15 protein-coding genes are annotated in these 14,933 nt (G+C 51.4%); 13 read left to right on the top strand and 2 right to left on the bottom strand.

The genetic code is table 11. The annotated features are described in order from the left end of the window. Positions 1 to 281: 281 nt before the first annotated feature. The 6 genes from V3O24_RS00605 to rimI all read left to right on the top strand — a co-directional run bounded on the left by V3O24_RS00605 (position 282) and on the right by rimI (position 6,574). Positions 282 to 1,688, top strand: a complete 1,407-nt coding sequence (locus V3O24_RS00605) for an ethanolamine ammonia-lyase subunit EutB (RefSeq protein ID WP_331305691.1) — start codon at positions 282 to 284, stop codon at positions 1,686 to 1,688. After that, complete coding sequence (gene eutC, locus V3O24_RS00600; protein ID WP_331305689.1) at positions 1,675 to 2,478, top strand: ethanolamine ammonia-lyase subunit EutC; 804 nt, start codon at positions 1,675 to 1,677, stop codon at positions 2,476 to 2,478. The genes V3O24_RS00605 and eutC overlap by 14 nt, the downstream gene beginning before the upstream one ends. A 196-nt stretch (positions 2,479 to 2,674) precedes the next feature. After that, positions 2,675 to 3,415, top strand: a complete 741-nt coding sequence (gene pssA, locus V3O24_RS00595) for a CDP-diacylglycerol--serine O-phosphatidyltransferase (RefSeq protein ID WP_104425125.1) — start codon at positions 2,675 to 2,677, stop codon at positions 3,413 to 3,415. A 292-nt stretch (positions 3,416 to 3,707) separates the two neighbouring features. Then, positions 3,708 to 5,252 carry a 2-isopropylmalate synthase gene (locus V3O24_RS00590; protein ID WP_331305687.1) on the top strand — a complete coding sequence of 515 codons (1,545 nt, stop codon included), beginning with the start codon at positions 3,708 to 3,710 and terminating at the stop codon, positions 5,250 to 5,252. An 87-nt stretch (positions 5,253 to 5,339) separates the two neighbouring features. Further along, on the top strand, positions 5,340 to 6,029 hold the full coding sequence (locus tag V3O24_RS00585) for a uracil-DNA glycosylase (protein ID WP_331305685.1): 690 nt from the start codon (positions 5,340 to 5,342) through the stop codon (positions 6,027 to 6,029). A gap of 2 nt (positions 6,030 to 6,031) precedes the next feature. After that, positions 6,032 to 6,574, top strand: a complete 543-nt coding sequence (rimI, locus tag V3O24_RS00580) for a ribosomal protein S18-alanine N-acetyltransferase (protein ID WP_331305684.1) — start codon at positions 6,032 to 6,034, stop codon at positions 6,572 to 6,574. A 179-nt stretch (positions 6,575 to 6,753) separates the two neighbouring features. On the opposite strand, the gene V3O24_RS00575 is transcribed toward rimI, so the two are convergent. After that, entirely contained in the window at positions 6,754 to 7,548 is a 795-nt protein-coding gene (locus V3O24_RS00575; protein ID WP_331305683.1) for an inositol monophosphatase family protein, read from the bottom strand. Between the two features lie 92 nt (positions 7,549 to 7,640). On the opposite strand from V3O24_RS00575, the gene V3O24_RS00570 reads away from it, so the two are divergent. The 6 genes from V3O24_RS00570 (at position 7,641) to V3O24_RS00545 (ending at position 12,064) form a co-directional block, all read left to right on the top strand. Continuing rightward, on the top strand, positions 7,641 to 8,432 hold the full coding sequence (locus V3O24_RS00570) for an RNA methyltransferase (protein ID WP_331305682.1): 792 nt from the start codon (positions 7,641 to 7,643) through the stop codon (positions 8,430 to 8,432). Beyond that, a complete protein-coding gene (cysE, locus tag V3O24_RS00565) occupies positions 8,425 to 9,192 on the top strand; it encodes a serine O-acetyltransferase (RefSeq protein WP_331305681.1) in 768 nt (255 codons plus the stop codon). The genes V3O24_RS00570 and cysE overlap by 8 nt, the downstream gene beginning before the upstream one ends. A gap of 161 nt (positions 9,193 to 9,353) precedes the next feature. Then, on the top strand, positions 9,354 to 9,827 hold the full coding sequence (iscR, locus tag V3O24_RS00560) for a Fe-S cluster assembly transcriptional regulator IscR (RefSeq protein ID WP_104425131.1): 474 nt from the start codon (positions 9,354 to 9,356) through the stop codon (positions 9,825 to 9,827). A gap of 12 nt (positions 9,828 to 9,839) precedes the next feature. Beyond that, complete coding sequence (locus V3O24_RS00555) at positions 9,840 to 10,949, top strand: cysteine desulfurase family protein (RefSeq protein ID WP_331305679.1); 1,110 nt, start codon at positions 9,840 to 9,842, stop codon at positions 10,947 to 10,949. 10 nt (positions 10,950 to 10,959) lie between these two features. Beyond that, positions 10,960 to 11,283 (top strand): iron-sulfur cluster assembly accessory protein, encoded by a 324-nt coding sequence (locus V3O24_RS00550; RefSeq protein ID WP_331305678.1) that lies wholly within the window; start codon positions 10,960 to 10,962, stop codon positions 11,281 to 11,283. Between the two features lie 271 nt (positions 11,284 to 11,554). Further along, a complete protein-coding gene (locus V3O24_RS00545) occupies positions 11,555 to 12,064 on the top strand; it encodes a YkgJ family cysteine cluster protein (protein ID WP_331305677.1) in 510 nt (169 codons plus the stop codon). Positions 12,065 to 12,295: 231 nt separating this feature from the next. Here the strand turns inward: V3O24_RS00545 and V3O24_RS00540 are convergent, their stop codons facing one another. After that, entirely contained in the window at positions 12,296 to 13,732 is a 1,437-nt protein-coding gene (locus V3O24_RS00540) for an integron integrase (RefSeq protein WP_104425135.1), read from the bottom strand. A 165-nt stretch (positions 13,733 to 13,897) separates the two neighbouring features. Here V3O24_RS00540 and V3O24_RS00535 point away from each other — a divergent pair, with 165 nt between their 5' ends. Continuing rightward, on the top strand, positions 13,898 to 14,548 hold the full coding sequence (locus tag V3O24_RS00535) for a hypothetical protein (RefSeq protein ID WP_331305674.1): 651 nt from the start codon (positions 13,898 to 13,900) through the stop codon (positions 14,546 to 14,548). Positions 14,549 to 14,933 lie beyond the last annotated feature (385 nt).

Here is a 14,933-nt window from a genome sequence, read left to right as displayed (position 1 = left end):
AAAAATTTCGACCCACCGCGTCAAGCCGATCATGCTTCGACAAGGCCTTTAGTCCTGATCGTAGTCGAAGGGCTCAGCACGAACGGCTTGACGACCGAAAATAGTGATTTCGGGAAGTTATTTGTAACCAGATCCTTAACCCCCCTTACATCCGTCCCGACCGCTCAGACGTCGCGTTTGGCAACCTGCGTAACATCAGTTCTTTGTCTGTATCTCTGTGTAACGCAGTTTTCATAAGATAATGCTATCTTAAGCGTTCCAAATCCTGGGACAAACCGCTCATGTATAAGACCCGCATTGCCGATCAGGTCTACGACTTTAAAACGCTGCGCAACCTGATGGCTAAGGCCACACCGGCGCGTTCAGGCGATTATCTTGCCGGCGTGGGCGCCGTCACTAACCTTGAGCGAGTCGCCGCACAGTGGGTGCTTGCCGATGTGCCGCTGAAACAGTTTCTTAATGAAGCGCTGGTGCCTTATGAGCTGGATGAAATCACCCGCTTGATTATCGACGAACATGATAGCGCGGCTTTTGCAGCCGTCAGTCACCTGACGGTCGGCGATTTTCGTAACTGGCTGCTGTCCGAGCGGGCGACAACAGGCATGCTGACCGCTATAGCCCCAGGCGTCACGCCGGAAATGGCGGCCGCCGTCTGCAAAATCATGCGCATCCAGGATTTGATTCTGGTCGCTAAAAAATGCCGCGTGATTACCCGCTTTCGGAACACAATCGGCCTGGAAAACCGCTTGTCCACACGCTTGCAACCGAATCATCCGACCGATGATCCGGCCGGTGTCGCCGCCAGTCTATTGGACGGTTTGCTGTACGGTTGCGGCGATGCCGTTATCGGCATTAACCCGGCTTCGGACAATCTTGAGGCGACCTCGCGCTTGCTGCACATGCTGCACGATGTGATCGAACGCTATCGAATACCGACGCAATCCTGCGTGCTGGCGCATGTGACCACGACCTTGAAAGCCATCGAACAAGGCGCGCCGGTCGATTTGGTGTTTCAATCCATTGCCGGCACGCAAAAAGCCAACGACAGCTTCGGCATTACTCTGGAGCTATTAAACGAAGCCCGGCTGGCCGCGCTGGAACTGGGCCGCGGCGCGCTGGGCGATAACTGCATGTATTTTGAAACCGGTCAAGGCAGCGCGCTGTCCGCCAACGCCCATCAAGGACTAGACCAGCAAACCTGTGAGGCCAGGGCTTATGCGGTTGCGCGCAAATTCAAACCGCTGCTGGTCAATACCGTGGTCGGTTTTATCGGCCCGGAATATCTTTACGACGGCAAACAGATCATCCGCGCCGGCCTGGAAGATCATTTCTGCGGAAAACTGCTGGGCCTGCCGATGGGTTGCGATGTCTGCTACACCAACCACGCCGAAGCCGACCAGGACGATATGGATATGCTGCTGACGCAATTCGCCGTTGCCGGAGGAACGTTTATTATGGGTGTTCCCGGTGCCGATGATGTGATGCTCAATTATCAATCCACGTCTTTCCATGATGCGCTTTATCTGCGCCAGGTGCTGGGACTCAGACCCACCCCCGAGTTTGAGCAATGGCTGCAACAACACGGGATTTTTAATGCCGTAAACCGATTGCAACAACGGCCCGATGTACCGGCCCTATTTAAACCGGCTTTACAAAAACTGATTGGGTACGGCGATGAGCAACAATAATGAACCGACGATTGCCCAAGACCCCTGGCTCAGCCTGAAACAATTCACCCCGGCGCGTATCGCTTTGGGACGAGCCGGAATAAGCCTGCCGACCCGCGCCTGCCTGGATTTTCAGCTGGCGCATGCGTTGGCCCGCGATGCGGTCAACATCCCGCTGGATTTTGCAGGACTCGAACAGCGGTTAAAGAAAGAGGGCCATCAAACGCTGACCTTGCAAACCCAGGCGGAAAACCAGACTGTGTATTTGCAGCGCCCCGATCTCGGCCGCTTGTTAAGCGCATCGGCGGCGGCCTGTTTGCGGCGCAACGCACACCTCCCGGTTGATGCGGTTGTCGTTGTTGCGGACGGCTTATCGTCTACAGCCATCGAGCATCACGCCGAACCGTTCCTGCGTTTATTACTGCCCGAACTGCAACAAAGGGGTTACAGACTGCCGCCGGTGTGCCTGATAAAACACGGGCGCGTAGCGATTGGCGATGCCGTTGCGGAACACTATTCGGCCAGGCTGTGTATGGTATTGATCGGCGAAAGACCCGGCTTAAGCTCACCCGACAGCATGGGCATTTACTTCACCTATCAGGCCAGATCCGGCATAAGCACCGATGCCGACCGCAATTGTATTTCCAATATTCATAACAACGGACTGAGTTATCAGCAGGCGCTAAAGAAATTGCTGTTTTTAGTCAATGAGGCCGAAAAGTTGCAGCTTTCGGGTGTTAATTTAAAAGACGAAACCACGGATGCTACAGCCAATGTTCAGCAAAAACAGGCTAATTTTTTACTGGATTGATCATGCTTGATCCGCCGTTTTCAGCTAAGGCGACTTTAAGGAATATTGGTTACACCAACTTAGTGTCGCCCCATCAAATAGCGGGTTTATATCTTTTACCCCTTTTATTAAGCTAGGTGCAGCTTGCAGGCTCATTGTATAATTCAGCGCAATATTGGTTACTGACTTCCTAAAACTCTTAAGGATTGATTGAAATATGCTTCCAGAAAAACGTTCAACTCGTCGCCGTGGAATTTATTTGCTGCCCAATTTATTTACCACGGGAGCTTTGTTTTCCGGTTTCTATGCGATTACTTCGGCGATGGGTGGGCGTTATGAAACCGCTGTTATCGCCATTTTTGTAGCGATGATTTTGGACGGCATGGACGGCCGGGTAGCGAGATTGACCAATACGCAAAGCGAATTCGGCGCCCAGTACGACAGCCTTTCGGACATGGTTTCATTCGGCGCGGCTCCCGCGTTGGTCATGTATTCATGGGCGTTTGCCAGCCTCGGCAAATTAGGCCTGTTTGCCGCATTCGTCCATGCGGCGGGCGGCGCATTGCGCTTGGCGCGATTCAATACCCAACTGGCAACGGCCGATAAAAATTATTTCCAGGGACTTCCCAGTCCCGCCGCCGCCGCTATTCTTGCCGGGTTTATCTGGATTTGCCTGGAGTATAAATACGACATCGAGCTGTTCAAATATTTTGCCCTCGCCTTAACGGTCAGCACCGGCTTGCTGATGGTCAGCAACTTCCGCTACTGGAGTTTCAAAAAAATCGACTTGAAAGGCAAAGTACCGTTTATCGTCACCATTGCGGCCATGCTGGGCATCTCTTTTGTAATGGCGCAGCCGCAAACGATGTTATTCCTGTTGTTTTTAGGCTACGCGATTTCAGGCCCGGTTATTACCCTGGTCATGCGCAGACGCAGGCTGCAAGGGCGTAAATCGTAAAATCTGCTTGAGGCCGCTCAGCCATTGGCGTATAGTCACGACCATGTTTATTCAAATCAACCCTGCATTTCAAAATCCTCTTTCCGTCGCAATATCCGCCGGAACAGCTTTGTGTGCGTGGCTATGCCTGCCTTTAAGATTCCTGCCCTGACGGGCACATATCTTTTTCTATATTTAATGATTTAAATCCCCTATATTCGTGCATCAACGCTACAGTTGAAGGCACTTCATCGACTGCATGGATGCAGGAGGTAGAGCAATGCAGGAGCAATTGCCGAGAATGGAGTTTTTTATGAAAGACAAATTAATAATATTCGACACCACTTTGCGCGATGGCGAACAAAGCCCCGGCGCTTCGATGACGCGCGACGAGAAAATCAGAATTGCCAAGGCCCTGGAACGTTTAAAGGTCGATGTGATCGAGGCCGGTTTTCCTGCGGCCAGCCCCGGCGATTTTGAAGCCGTGCAGGCGGTCGCCAACGTGATCAAGGACAGCGTGGTGTGCGGGCTGGCCAGAGCCCTGGACAAGGACATCGACCGCGCGGGCGAAGCGCTTAAAGGCGCTAACCAATCGCGGATTCATACCTTTATCGCCACCTCGCCGATCCATATGCAGATGAAATTGCAGATGCAGCCGGAGCAGGTCATCGAGTATGCGGTCAGAGCGGTCAAACGCGCGCGGCAATATACCGATAACGTCGAATTTTCGCCGGAAGATGCCGGACGCTCTGAAGAAGACTTTTTGTGCCGGATTCTTGAAGCGGTTATCGATGCCGGAGCCACGACGCTGAACATTCCCGATACCGTCGGTTACAGCGTGCCCGACCAATTCGGCGCAACCATTGCCAACCTGATCCGCCGCATTCCCAATTCGGACAAGGCGATTTTCTCCGTGCATTGCCACAACGATTTGGGCCTTGCGGTCGCCAACTCCCTGTCGGCGGTCATGAACGGCGCACGCCAGGTTGAATGCACGATTAACGGTTTGGGCGAGCGCGCCGGCAACGCGTCGCTGGAAGAAGTGGTCATGGCAGTGCGCACCCGTAAGGATGTATTCACCTGCCAAACCGGCATCGACACCCGCGAGATCTTGACTTGCTCGAAACTGGTATCGTCTATCACCGGATTTCCCGTGCAGCCTAACAAGGCCATCGTCGGCGCCAATGCCTTCGCCCATGAGGCGGGCATCCACCAGGACGGCGTCTTGAAAAGCCGCGAGACTTACGAAATCATGCGCGCTGAGGATGTCGGCTGGACGGCTAACCGGATGGTTCTGGGCAAGCATTCGGGCAGAAATGCGTTTAAAAGCCGCATCACCGAATTGGGCTTTGAATTCGGCTCGGAAGCAGAGTTGAACGAGGCTTTCGCCCGCTTTAAACAGTTGGCCGATAAAAAGCACGAAATCTTCGATGAAGATTTGCAGACCTTGATTTCGGAAGCCGGTTTTGAGGCGGAAGATGAGCATGTCAAATTGATCGCCCTGAAAGTGTGCTCGGAAACCGGCGAAATACCCAATGCAACCGTTACGCTGCGAATGGATAATAAAGAAGTCACCGGCAATGCAAGCGGCGGCGGCGCTGTCGACGCCAGTTTAAAAGCTATAGAAAAACTGGTAAAAACCGACGCAAAACTGGAGCTTTATTCGGTAAACAGCATCACTAACGGTACCGATGCTCAGGGCGAAGTCACTATTCGTCTTGAAAAAGCAGGCCGGATCGTTAACGGTCTGGGCGCTGATACCGACATTGTTATCGCTTCGGCCAAGGCCTATATCAATGCCGTGAATAAGCTGCAAAGCCCCGATCAACGCAGGCATCCTCAGAAAGGGGATGTTTGATTAAGGTGAAAGGCGCAAGGTTCAAGGCGAAAGATTCAGCGTTCCCACGCCGGAGCGTGGGAACGCTAAGTAAGTCGCGAGTCGGCCGTGGATAACGCAACGCGTCTGCAATACTTGGAGGCTATGGGCATTGATGTTTGGGTGCCCAGATTCTCCGCCGATCACGAGCCAGCGTCGGCACCCGATGCTATAGCCGATAGCGCCCCGCCGTCTGAACTAATCGACAGCTGGGAAGCGTTGCAGGCCGAAGTAGCCCCATGCACGCAATGCGATTTATGTAAAACCCGGATCCAAACGGTTTTCGGCTCGGGCAATAAAAATGCCGGCTGGATGTTCATCGGCGAAGGGCCGGGACAAAGCGAAGACCAGCAAGGCTTGCCGTTTGTCGGCAAAGCGGGGCAGCTGTTAACGGAAATGCTGAGAGCCATAGGCCTTGATCGGGAAGAGGTCTTTATCGCCAATATTGTAAAATGCCGCCCGCCCGCCAACCGCGACCCGACACCCGTCGAAATCGAATCCTGCAAGCCTTACCTGCTGCGACAACTAACGCTAGTCAAGCCCAAAATCATCGTGGTTTTAGGCCGCGTTGCCGCACAGGCGTTGCTAAACACGGACGAACCGATTGGTAAACTCAGAGGGCAAATACGCGCTTTAAATGGCACGCCGCTTGTTGTAGTCTATCACCCGGCGTACTTGTTAAGATCATTGCTGGACAAGCGCAAAGCCTGGGCGGATTTAAAGCTCGCGATGCAAACAGTTAAAAACATTAAAGGTTGATCATGTTGGGAATGATGCTAGATAAAATAAAAGACTTTGTGGTTTACGATGCCGATAGAGAGTTCTACGCCAAATTATTCCCCGACTCCGTGGGCAGAAAAGATTTAATGCGTCTGAGAAAAATGAGAAGTTCCGATTTGCCCGGAGTCATGGCGATAGAAAGGGCAAACTATCAATTTCCCTGGGGGGAGGACATCTTCAGGGACTGCTTTAGAGCTAACTACAGTTGCTGGGTCTGTGAAGAGCAGGATGCCGTATTGGGCTACTGCATACTCGCCATGGGTGTCGGCGAGGCTCATGTTTTAAATATTTGCGTAGCGCCGGACGAACAGGGGCAAGGAATAGGCCGGAAAATGCTGGAGAATCTTATCGAAGAAGCCAGAGGACGGGCGGAAACCATGTTCCTGGAAGTCCGGCCGTCCAACACCGTCGCCCTTGCCCTTTACCAAAACATGGGCTTCAACGAAATCGGCGTCAGAAAAGGTTATTATCCTGCGGAAAACGGCCGCGAAGACGCCATCATGCTGGCGTTGCAGGTTTTTTAAAGTCGTGGTTCGTAACTGCTGAATTTATAATGGAACACGGATGACGCGGATTAGACGAATTTAAACGGTAAAGGACGAAAGGCAAAAAAGCCATCTTTCGTCCTTTGCCTTTCGCCTACAGTTATCAGTGTTAATCAGCCAAATCCGCGTCATCCGTGTTCTATTGTTCCAACCAACGATTATTTCAAATTATCGGTTACATGCGGCTCTATAAGCTGGTACATGATCTGATGCATTTTGGGACTCGCAGCGATCAGGTTGCCTGACTCCCAATACTTATCGTTAAAAGAAAAATCGGTAGCCGCTCCGCCCGCTTCCTTGACCAACAAAATGCCGGCGGCCATATCCCACTCCATCAGGCCAATTTCCCAAAAACCATCCAGCCGCCCGGCAGCCACGTAGGCCAAATCGAGCGCCGCCGCGCCTGCGCGGCGAATCCCCGCCGAATCGGTCGCTATCGCGCGAAACATGCCTAAATAAGCATCCATATGTAAATCGGTCTTAAACGGAAAACCGGTGCCGATTAATGCGCCTTTCAAGCTGTTTTGCTTGGTCACCCGAATGCGGCGGCTGTTCAGCATAGCGCCGCCGCCGCGTTTGGCGGTGAATAACTCGTCCCGTAGCGGATCATAAACGACGCCGACTTCAATCCTGCCTTTGTGTTTCAAGGCAATGGAAACGCAGTATTGCGGAAAACCGTGCAGGAAGTTGGTCGTGCCGTCCAGCGGATCGATAATCCAGACAAAATCGTTGCCCTCCTGCGCACCGCTTTCTTCTGCCAGAATACTGTGCTCGGGATAGGCAGCCTTGATAATATTGATGATTTCCCGTTCGGCCATACGATCAACCTCGCTGGCGTAATCGTTTTTACCTTTTTGGTCGACGTGTAAACGGTCGATATTTTCAGATGAGCGGAGTATCAAGTCGCCGGCGCTTCTTGCGGCGCGGACGGCGGTATTTAACATGGGTTGCATAGGCTGATGGTTCTTATATAGGCACAGAAAATGCCATAGGATACCAAATCTTTTGCTAAACTTAGGCTCTTTTTTTAACCAAGGACAACGCTTTGCTGTCTACTATAAAAATTGTGCTGGTCGAAACGACGCATCCGGGAAACATAGGCGCTGTTGCCCGTGCGATGAAAAACATGAAGATGCATAATCTCTGGCTGGTTGCACCTAAAATATTCCCCAGCGCCGATGCCACCTCCAGGGCTTCCGGCGCCGACGACGTGTTGGCGGGCGCGACCGTCTGCCGTACTTTGCAGGAGGCCGTTGCCGATTGCCAACTGGTGATTGGCGCCAGCGCCCGAGGCCGGACCATCAGCTGGCCGGAACTGACACCCAGGGAATGCGCGGAAAAAATATTGATCAATGAACCGGGCAACGGCCGCGACGGCTCCCAGCAGTCTTGCGGCATACACACCATCCCTGGCGATAAAGTGGCTATCGTTTTCGGCCGGGAAAACTCGGGCTTAAAAAATCACGAACTGGACCTGTGTCATTTTTTGCTGCGCATTCCCTGCAACAGCGAATACAGTTCCCTGAATATCGCCGCAGCCGTGCAGGTTGTTTGTTATGAATTGTTCGTAACATCCGGCTTGGCGCCGCAGGAAGAGGTTTTTGTCGGCGACAAGGGCGAACAGCCTTTGGCTACGGCCGAACAAATGGAGTTGTTTTATACGCACATGGCTGAAGCATTAACCGACATAGGCTTTATGCATCCCGCCAAATCAAAGTCCATTATGCGGCGTTTGCGCCGGATTTATAACCGGGTACAACTGGACACCAAGGAACTGGACATACTCCGGGGCATCCTGAGAATGTCTCAAGGCCACAAGAGGAATACCGATGTTTAACCGAATAAAAGAAGATATTGCCTGCGTCTTTGACCGCGATCCGGCTGCGCAATCCGTCTTTGAAGTGATTACCACCTATCCCGGATTTCATGCCGTTTTAATTCACCGGCTCAGCCATTTTTGCTGGCTGGCAGGATTCAGATGGCTGGCTAGATTTATCGCTCATATCGGCCGCTGGCTGACCGGGATTGAAATTCACCCCGGCGCAGTCATCGGCAGGCGCTTTTTTATCGATCACGGCATGGGGGTGGTCATCGGCGAGACCGCCGTTATCGGCGACGACTGCACCTTGTATCACGGCGTAACCCTGGGCGGAACCAGCTGGGATAAAGGCAAGCGTCATCCGACCCTGCATAACGGCGTGGTGGTCGGTGCGGGGGCAAAAGTGTTAGGACCTATCGACATAGGTGAAAACGCCCGTGTGGGTTCAAACTCGGTAGTGTTAAAGCCGGTTCCGGCGGGCGTAACCGTCGTTGGAATTCCAGCCCATGTCGTCGATCCTAAAAGCAAAGTCGCAACAGCCGAGCGCGACAAAATAGCCTACAAAATGGGCTTTAGCGCCTACGGCGCAACGACCGACATGCCCGACCCCATCGCCTATGCGATTAATCACATGCTCGATCATATTCATGCAATGGACAATCAGATAGAAACCCTGCAAAAAGCACTCAATGACGCCGGCATTAAATACCCGGAAACCCCCATCTCCAAATTGGACGGTTGCGAAATTGAGGATGGTTATGACGAAGATGAGTTGTAAAAGAAAACAACACCCGGCATCGCATTGATTGCAGATTACCCAATGCCCCCTATGTCTTGAGCCATTCACCAACCATAGGCTGCCAAGGGTATAATAGTTGACTATTTTGCTAGGTTAAGTATAGTAACAATATCTTAACGGTATTTATAGAGGATGCTACTGTGCGCTTAACTACTAAAGGTCGCTATGCGGTTACTGCAATGATTGATTTGGCTTTTCACAGTCAAATCAAGCCGGTAACCCTAACCGACATTGCGGCTCGTCAAACCATTTCCCTGTCTTATCTGGAACAACTATTTGCCCGTTTGCGCCGGGCGGGTATGGTAAAAGGTGTGCGCGGACCTGGCGGCGGTTACAAACTGTGCCGCAAGGCCAGCGACATTAATATTGCCGAAATTATCGCAGCTGTCGATGAACCGCTTGATTCAACAAAATGCGGCGGCGAAGCCAACTGCCAGAAGGATCAATCCTGTTTAACGCATGACCTGTGGATGGGTTTGAGTGAGCAGATCAGGAATTATTTGGAGGGCATTTCTTTAGCCGACCTGTTAGAAAAGAACCGGGTTCAGGAAGTCGCCAAAAGACAGCATCACGAAGCTCAACACACCATTGAAATTTATCGTCATGCCGAATAACGCCTAAGCTGAATGATCTACCTCGATCATAACGCGACCACACCGATAGATGATCGCGTTCTGGAGGCAATGCTTCCCTTCCTGAAAACATTCTACGGAAATCCTTCCAGCCTCTATCGTCTCGGCAGGGCCTCGAAAAGCGCTGTCGATGCAGCGCGTGAGCAGCTCGCTGCACTGATCGGCGTTCAGCCGGGGCAAATTATTTTTACCAGCGGCGGCACCGAAGCCAATAATCTGGCTTTGGCAACTTTAGCCTCTCAGGCCGGGCTGGCCGTTTCAGCCATAGAACATCCCTCGGTTATCGAGCCTGCCCTGCGTTTGCAAAACCTGGGCCATGAACTTCACCTGATGAATGTCGATGCAAACGGCCTGATAACGCAGGATGCTGTCGACGAGGTCATACGGCTAAAACCCGGCCTGGTTTCGATCATGCTGGCCAATAACGAAACCGGCGCAGTACAGAATATCGCCGACTATGCCGGTCAGCTACGAGCGCAAAACATCATCGTTCATACCGACGCCGTGCAGGCGCTGGGCAAAATCCCGGTCGATTTTAACCGGCTCGGCGCGCATTTGATGTCGCTGTCCAGCCATAAAATCTACGGCCCCAAAGGCTGCGGCGCACTGGTATTTGAAAAATCCGTGGCGATAAATCCTGTCTTGCTGGGTGGCGGGCAGGAGCAAGGATTCAGGGCAGGGACCGAAAATGTCGCCGCCATCGTCGGCTTTGGCAAAGCGGCTGAACTTGCCAAAGCCGAACTTGCCGACCGCCAGGAACATCTGCTAAAACTTAGAACACTGTTGGAACACGGCTTAAAAGCCATTCCCGGCCTGACTGTTTTTGCCCAACAGGCGGAACGCCTGTCCAATACCGTGCAAGTCGGCGTTCGCGGCATCGACGGCGAAATGCTGCTGATGCAGCTGGATCAAAAAGGCATCGCCGTTTCCAGCGGATCGGCCTGCGCCAGCGGCCTAAGAGAACCCAGCCCTGTCCTGGCCGCCATGGGCGTTGAACCTGATCGGGCAAAAAGCGCGATCCGCATCAGCTTGGGAAAAGCCAACACTGAAGCTGAAATTATCGAATTTATTAAACAATTAACATCCTTAACCATCAAAGGATAAAGAGGAAATCATGTCCGTATCATTAACCGAAAGCGCCGCCCGGCAAATCAAAAAACAACTGGAAAAACGCGGCAAAGGCCTGGGTTTAAAACTGGGCGTAAAACAATCCGGCTGCTCGGGCTATGCTTATACCATCGACTACGCCGACGCCCTTAATGAAGGCGACGCCGTGTTTGAAAATTTCGACGTCAAAGTCATCATAGCCGCAAACGACCTGCAATTTGTCGACGGCATAGAACTGGATTATCGCAGGGAAGGCATTAACGAAGCCTTCCAGTTCAACAACCCGAATGTAAAAGGCACCTGCGGCTGCGGCGAGAGTTTTTCTGTTTAATCAGGGAAATAAACTCGTCCACGAAAGCCGCAAAAAGCACGCAAATATGCGCTAATTTATCGCGGATCAACTGCGATTTTTAGGATAATAGCTAAACCTGGAAGATCTAGTCGCAGAGCCATCCTACCAAAGAAATCATTTGGAGCGTGTGAAAACCGTTCGTGCTGGCTTGTCTCGAAAGGGGTGAGCGTTTTCGCCACCACTCATTTGGTGAGTCTTCCAGGACAATAAAGGCTTTTCCAAAGCGCTGTTAAAAAGGCCGGATACAAAGATGAACACACTTACCCAACTCCATGCCGATATCGAAGCGCGCGTAAGAGCTATCCGCGACGACAATCCCGATTGGCTATGCCGCATGGGCTGCGACGGCTGTTGCCGGCGGCTCGCCGAAGTACCCCGGCTCACTGCGGCGGAATGGGCTTTGCTGCAAGACGGACTGGCCGCGCTGCCCCCGGAGCGGCTTCGGGAAGTCAGCCGGGGCATCGCCACGCTGGCCGAGCAGCCATCACGCCCCATCGTCTGCCCGTTGTTGGACCGCTCGGCCGGAGCCTGCTTGGTCTACGCCCACCGCCCGGTAGCTTGCCGCACCTACGGGTTCTATGTCCAGCGTGACCTCGGGCTTTACTGTAAGGACATCGAATCGCGCGTGGCCGGCGGCGCCTTGACCGGGGTGGTATGGGGCAACCAGGACGCCGTCGACCGCCGCCTCTGCGGATTGGGCGACAGCCGCGATTTGACCGAATGGTTTGCGCGCTGGGAGGAAGGCGGAGACATGGCTTGATCGGCTTAGGTTTCTGTAGGTGGCCTCGATCATTTTGTTGGATGACCACTTTTAGCACCAGGGGTATTTTTCCGAATGTAGGCTGCCATGATCGGCTGAATTCGACCCACAAGAAACACTCGCCCCACATTTCCAAATGGCAGCAGACCAATACAAAGCGGACTGTCGATCTTAGCTAATCAAGTGGCACAATCGGCCATAATCAGATGGTCAGTTTGGTTTTTCTCTGGCTTATTTTGAATCAAAATCAAGCGGACTCTTGGCCTGCTTGATCGTGATGCTTTGCACCGTATGGGTATAAATCATCGTCGTTCTTAAATCGCTGTGTCCCAACAACTCCTGAATCGTGCGGATATCGTAGTTCGCCTGCAATAAATGACTGGCAAAGGAATGCCTGAAGGTATGTGCCGAAGCCCGTTTGGTGATTTTGGCGTCATTCACTGCTTTTTTGATCGCTTTTTGCACGACCGATTCATGAATGTGATAACGCCTGTATTCCTGCGCTTCGGGCAACAAAGTTAACGATTGGGCCGGAAATAACCATTGCCAGATAAACTCTTTAGCAGCGTTCTTATATTTACGATCCAATTGATCCGGCAAAAAAGTACCGGCAAATTTAGCTTTCAGGTCTGCCTCATGTACAGCGATTACTTTCTGCAATTGCTGTTTTAAGGCGGGAACAATCGCTTGCGGAATGGGTACCGTCCGGTCTTTCATACCTTTGCCATCGTGGATCGTCAAAATACCCGCATCGAAATTAAGGTTATGCACCCGAAGATTCAAGCATTCAAAGAGTCGCAGACCGCAACCGTATAATACCTTGGCAATCAAGTTGACCGGGGCTTCCAGATGATCAAAAATTAAATCGATCTCTTCACGCGACAACACCACAGGTATGTAGGGCCTACGTTTTGCTCTTGCTACGCCTTTGATCTCACCAAACTCCTTTTTAAGCACCTGTTTGAACAAAAACAACAACGCATTGAACGCCTGATTCTGGGTGGATGCAGAGACCTGTTGCTTAACGGCCAGAAAACTTAAAAAATCAGCCACATCCTGTTGCGATAACAACCTGTAATCTTTGCTTTTGGTAAAGCTTTGAAACTGACGCGTCCACCCTCGATAAGCTTTTAGCGTCTTTGGCGAATAATGCCGGATTTTGATTTCACTCAATAACCGGTCGAACACAAAAACCCAGCTGGCTCCCGTTGTTGCTGGAGCAATCAGTATGGTTGCAGAATGCTCTTGTACGGGTTGGGTAGCCGCATCAACGGGAGTTGGGTTGATAGCGGTTAGCCGGTTGCTATGCCCGCTTTGTTGGGGCAAAGGCTGGTTTGACGGTTTCAGTATTGGATCCTTGTTGGTTGAAACAACACCGGTAATATGCTCCGGATTGACGGGATTGTGGTTAGCAGCCTGCATGGCATAGAACAAGGAAACGGCCTGATGCGCTTCTTGTTGCGATTGTTCCGATTGCTGTTTATCCTGTAATTTTTTTAAAAACAACGGCAAACTATTGGCATAAAATGGATTGTGCTGATACTTCCGGCAAAAATCCCAATAAAAGCGCAGCCATTTGGTGTAAACGAATCGGGTGTTGCTTTGCAGTGACTTGCTTCTCAACAACTGATCGAACGGGTCAAATATCTCTGAGGGTAGAGCTATCATCTGATGCTATCCAGAAACTGTTTTTTATGCACATTTGCGTGTTATCCACTTTAGAAAACATAGTCTTCAAAGCTATTATTGTCAACTGAGGTTGGAAGGAGTATAAGATAGTCAGACCTAGATAATAACTTGTTAGCCACTCTAGAAAATTGAGGAATATCCTGGATGCCAAAGTTTCATTCACAGACGGAGCAACTCTTTGCGGAATTCCTAGAATCTAAAGGGTATCCGAAAGACGCGGTCGCCTATGATTCAGAGTGGATACCCATTGATGGGAGGCGTAGATACTGCCCTGACTTTGTTCTCTATGAGCCGCAGCGCAAAGAGAGATTAGCCGTTGTAGAGATTAAAGATGCCGAGATTGGGCAAGGTAGGCAGATATACGAAAACCTAAATGGATACCGTCAGGCAATCGGAAAGCCAAACCTCCCTATATATCTAGTTGCCCGCTCTTCAAATGCTGATGAGCGTACACAAATGAAGCTATATACGTTCAGCGAAAACGGGGAAATAACGAACATTGATATATCGCTATTTCCAACATTCGGTGCTCTTTCGTCAGCTGAGTCCGCCAGTCGAAAAGATACCCTGAGAGTCGAGAGCAATAGTACAGAGAGGACACTTAGGCGTGTTTCATGGCTTCTGGCTTTGATGGTGCTCTGCTTGATCGTTGCTGATTACCTATTGTCGGAAAGAAACATAAAGCTTCTCACAACCGAACGCTTGGCTCTAATTGGCGTATTCATCGCTTTAGTAGTAATGCCATTCATGCAAAAATTTAAAGGTCTTGGAATTGAGTGGGAACGAGAGAAGTAGCGCCAGAGCGGCTAACCCATCATTCCACCGGACCTGCGCGAAAAGCCGCGCAGGCCGGTGAATTCAAACGTTAGCCCCTACCTGAAAACATGCGACTCATTAATTCACATACCTTTGGCAAAGTCATGCAGCCAGCAAGTTTTGAGGACTTGATGAAGGAAGCCATTAACGGAAGCCTAAGTAGTCAGCCCTGAAAAAAGCCCCCGAACCATGCCTACAGATACCGAGACTCCGATCTCAGCCGGTAACAAGTTGTTAAGCGGAAGCCATTTCAACGAATAGCGTTTTTGGGGTACCTGTCAGCCGAAACAGGGATGGTTTAATCGTTTTAACGATCAAAATCAGCGCAAAAAATAGCCTCATCCAGAGGCTGAAATTCCAGGCC

Origin of the sequence: Methylobacter sp. Wu8 (assembly GCF_036440755.1) — a bacterium.
GTDB classification, from domain to species: domain Bacteria; phylum Pseudomonadota; class Gammaproteobacteria; order Methylococcales; family Methylomonadaceae; genus Methylobacter_A; species Methylobacter_A tundripaludum_A.
The sequence above is the reverse complement of the archived record's forward strand: the minus strand, read 5'-3'. Positions and strand labels throughout refer to the sequence as shown.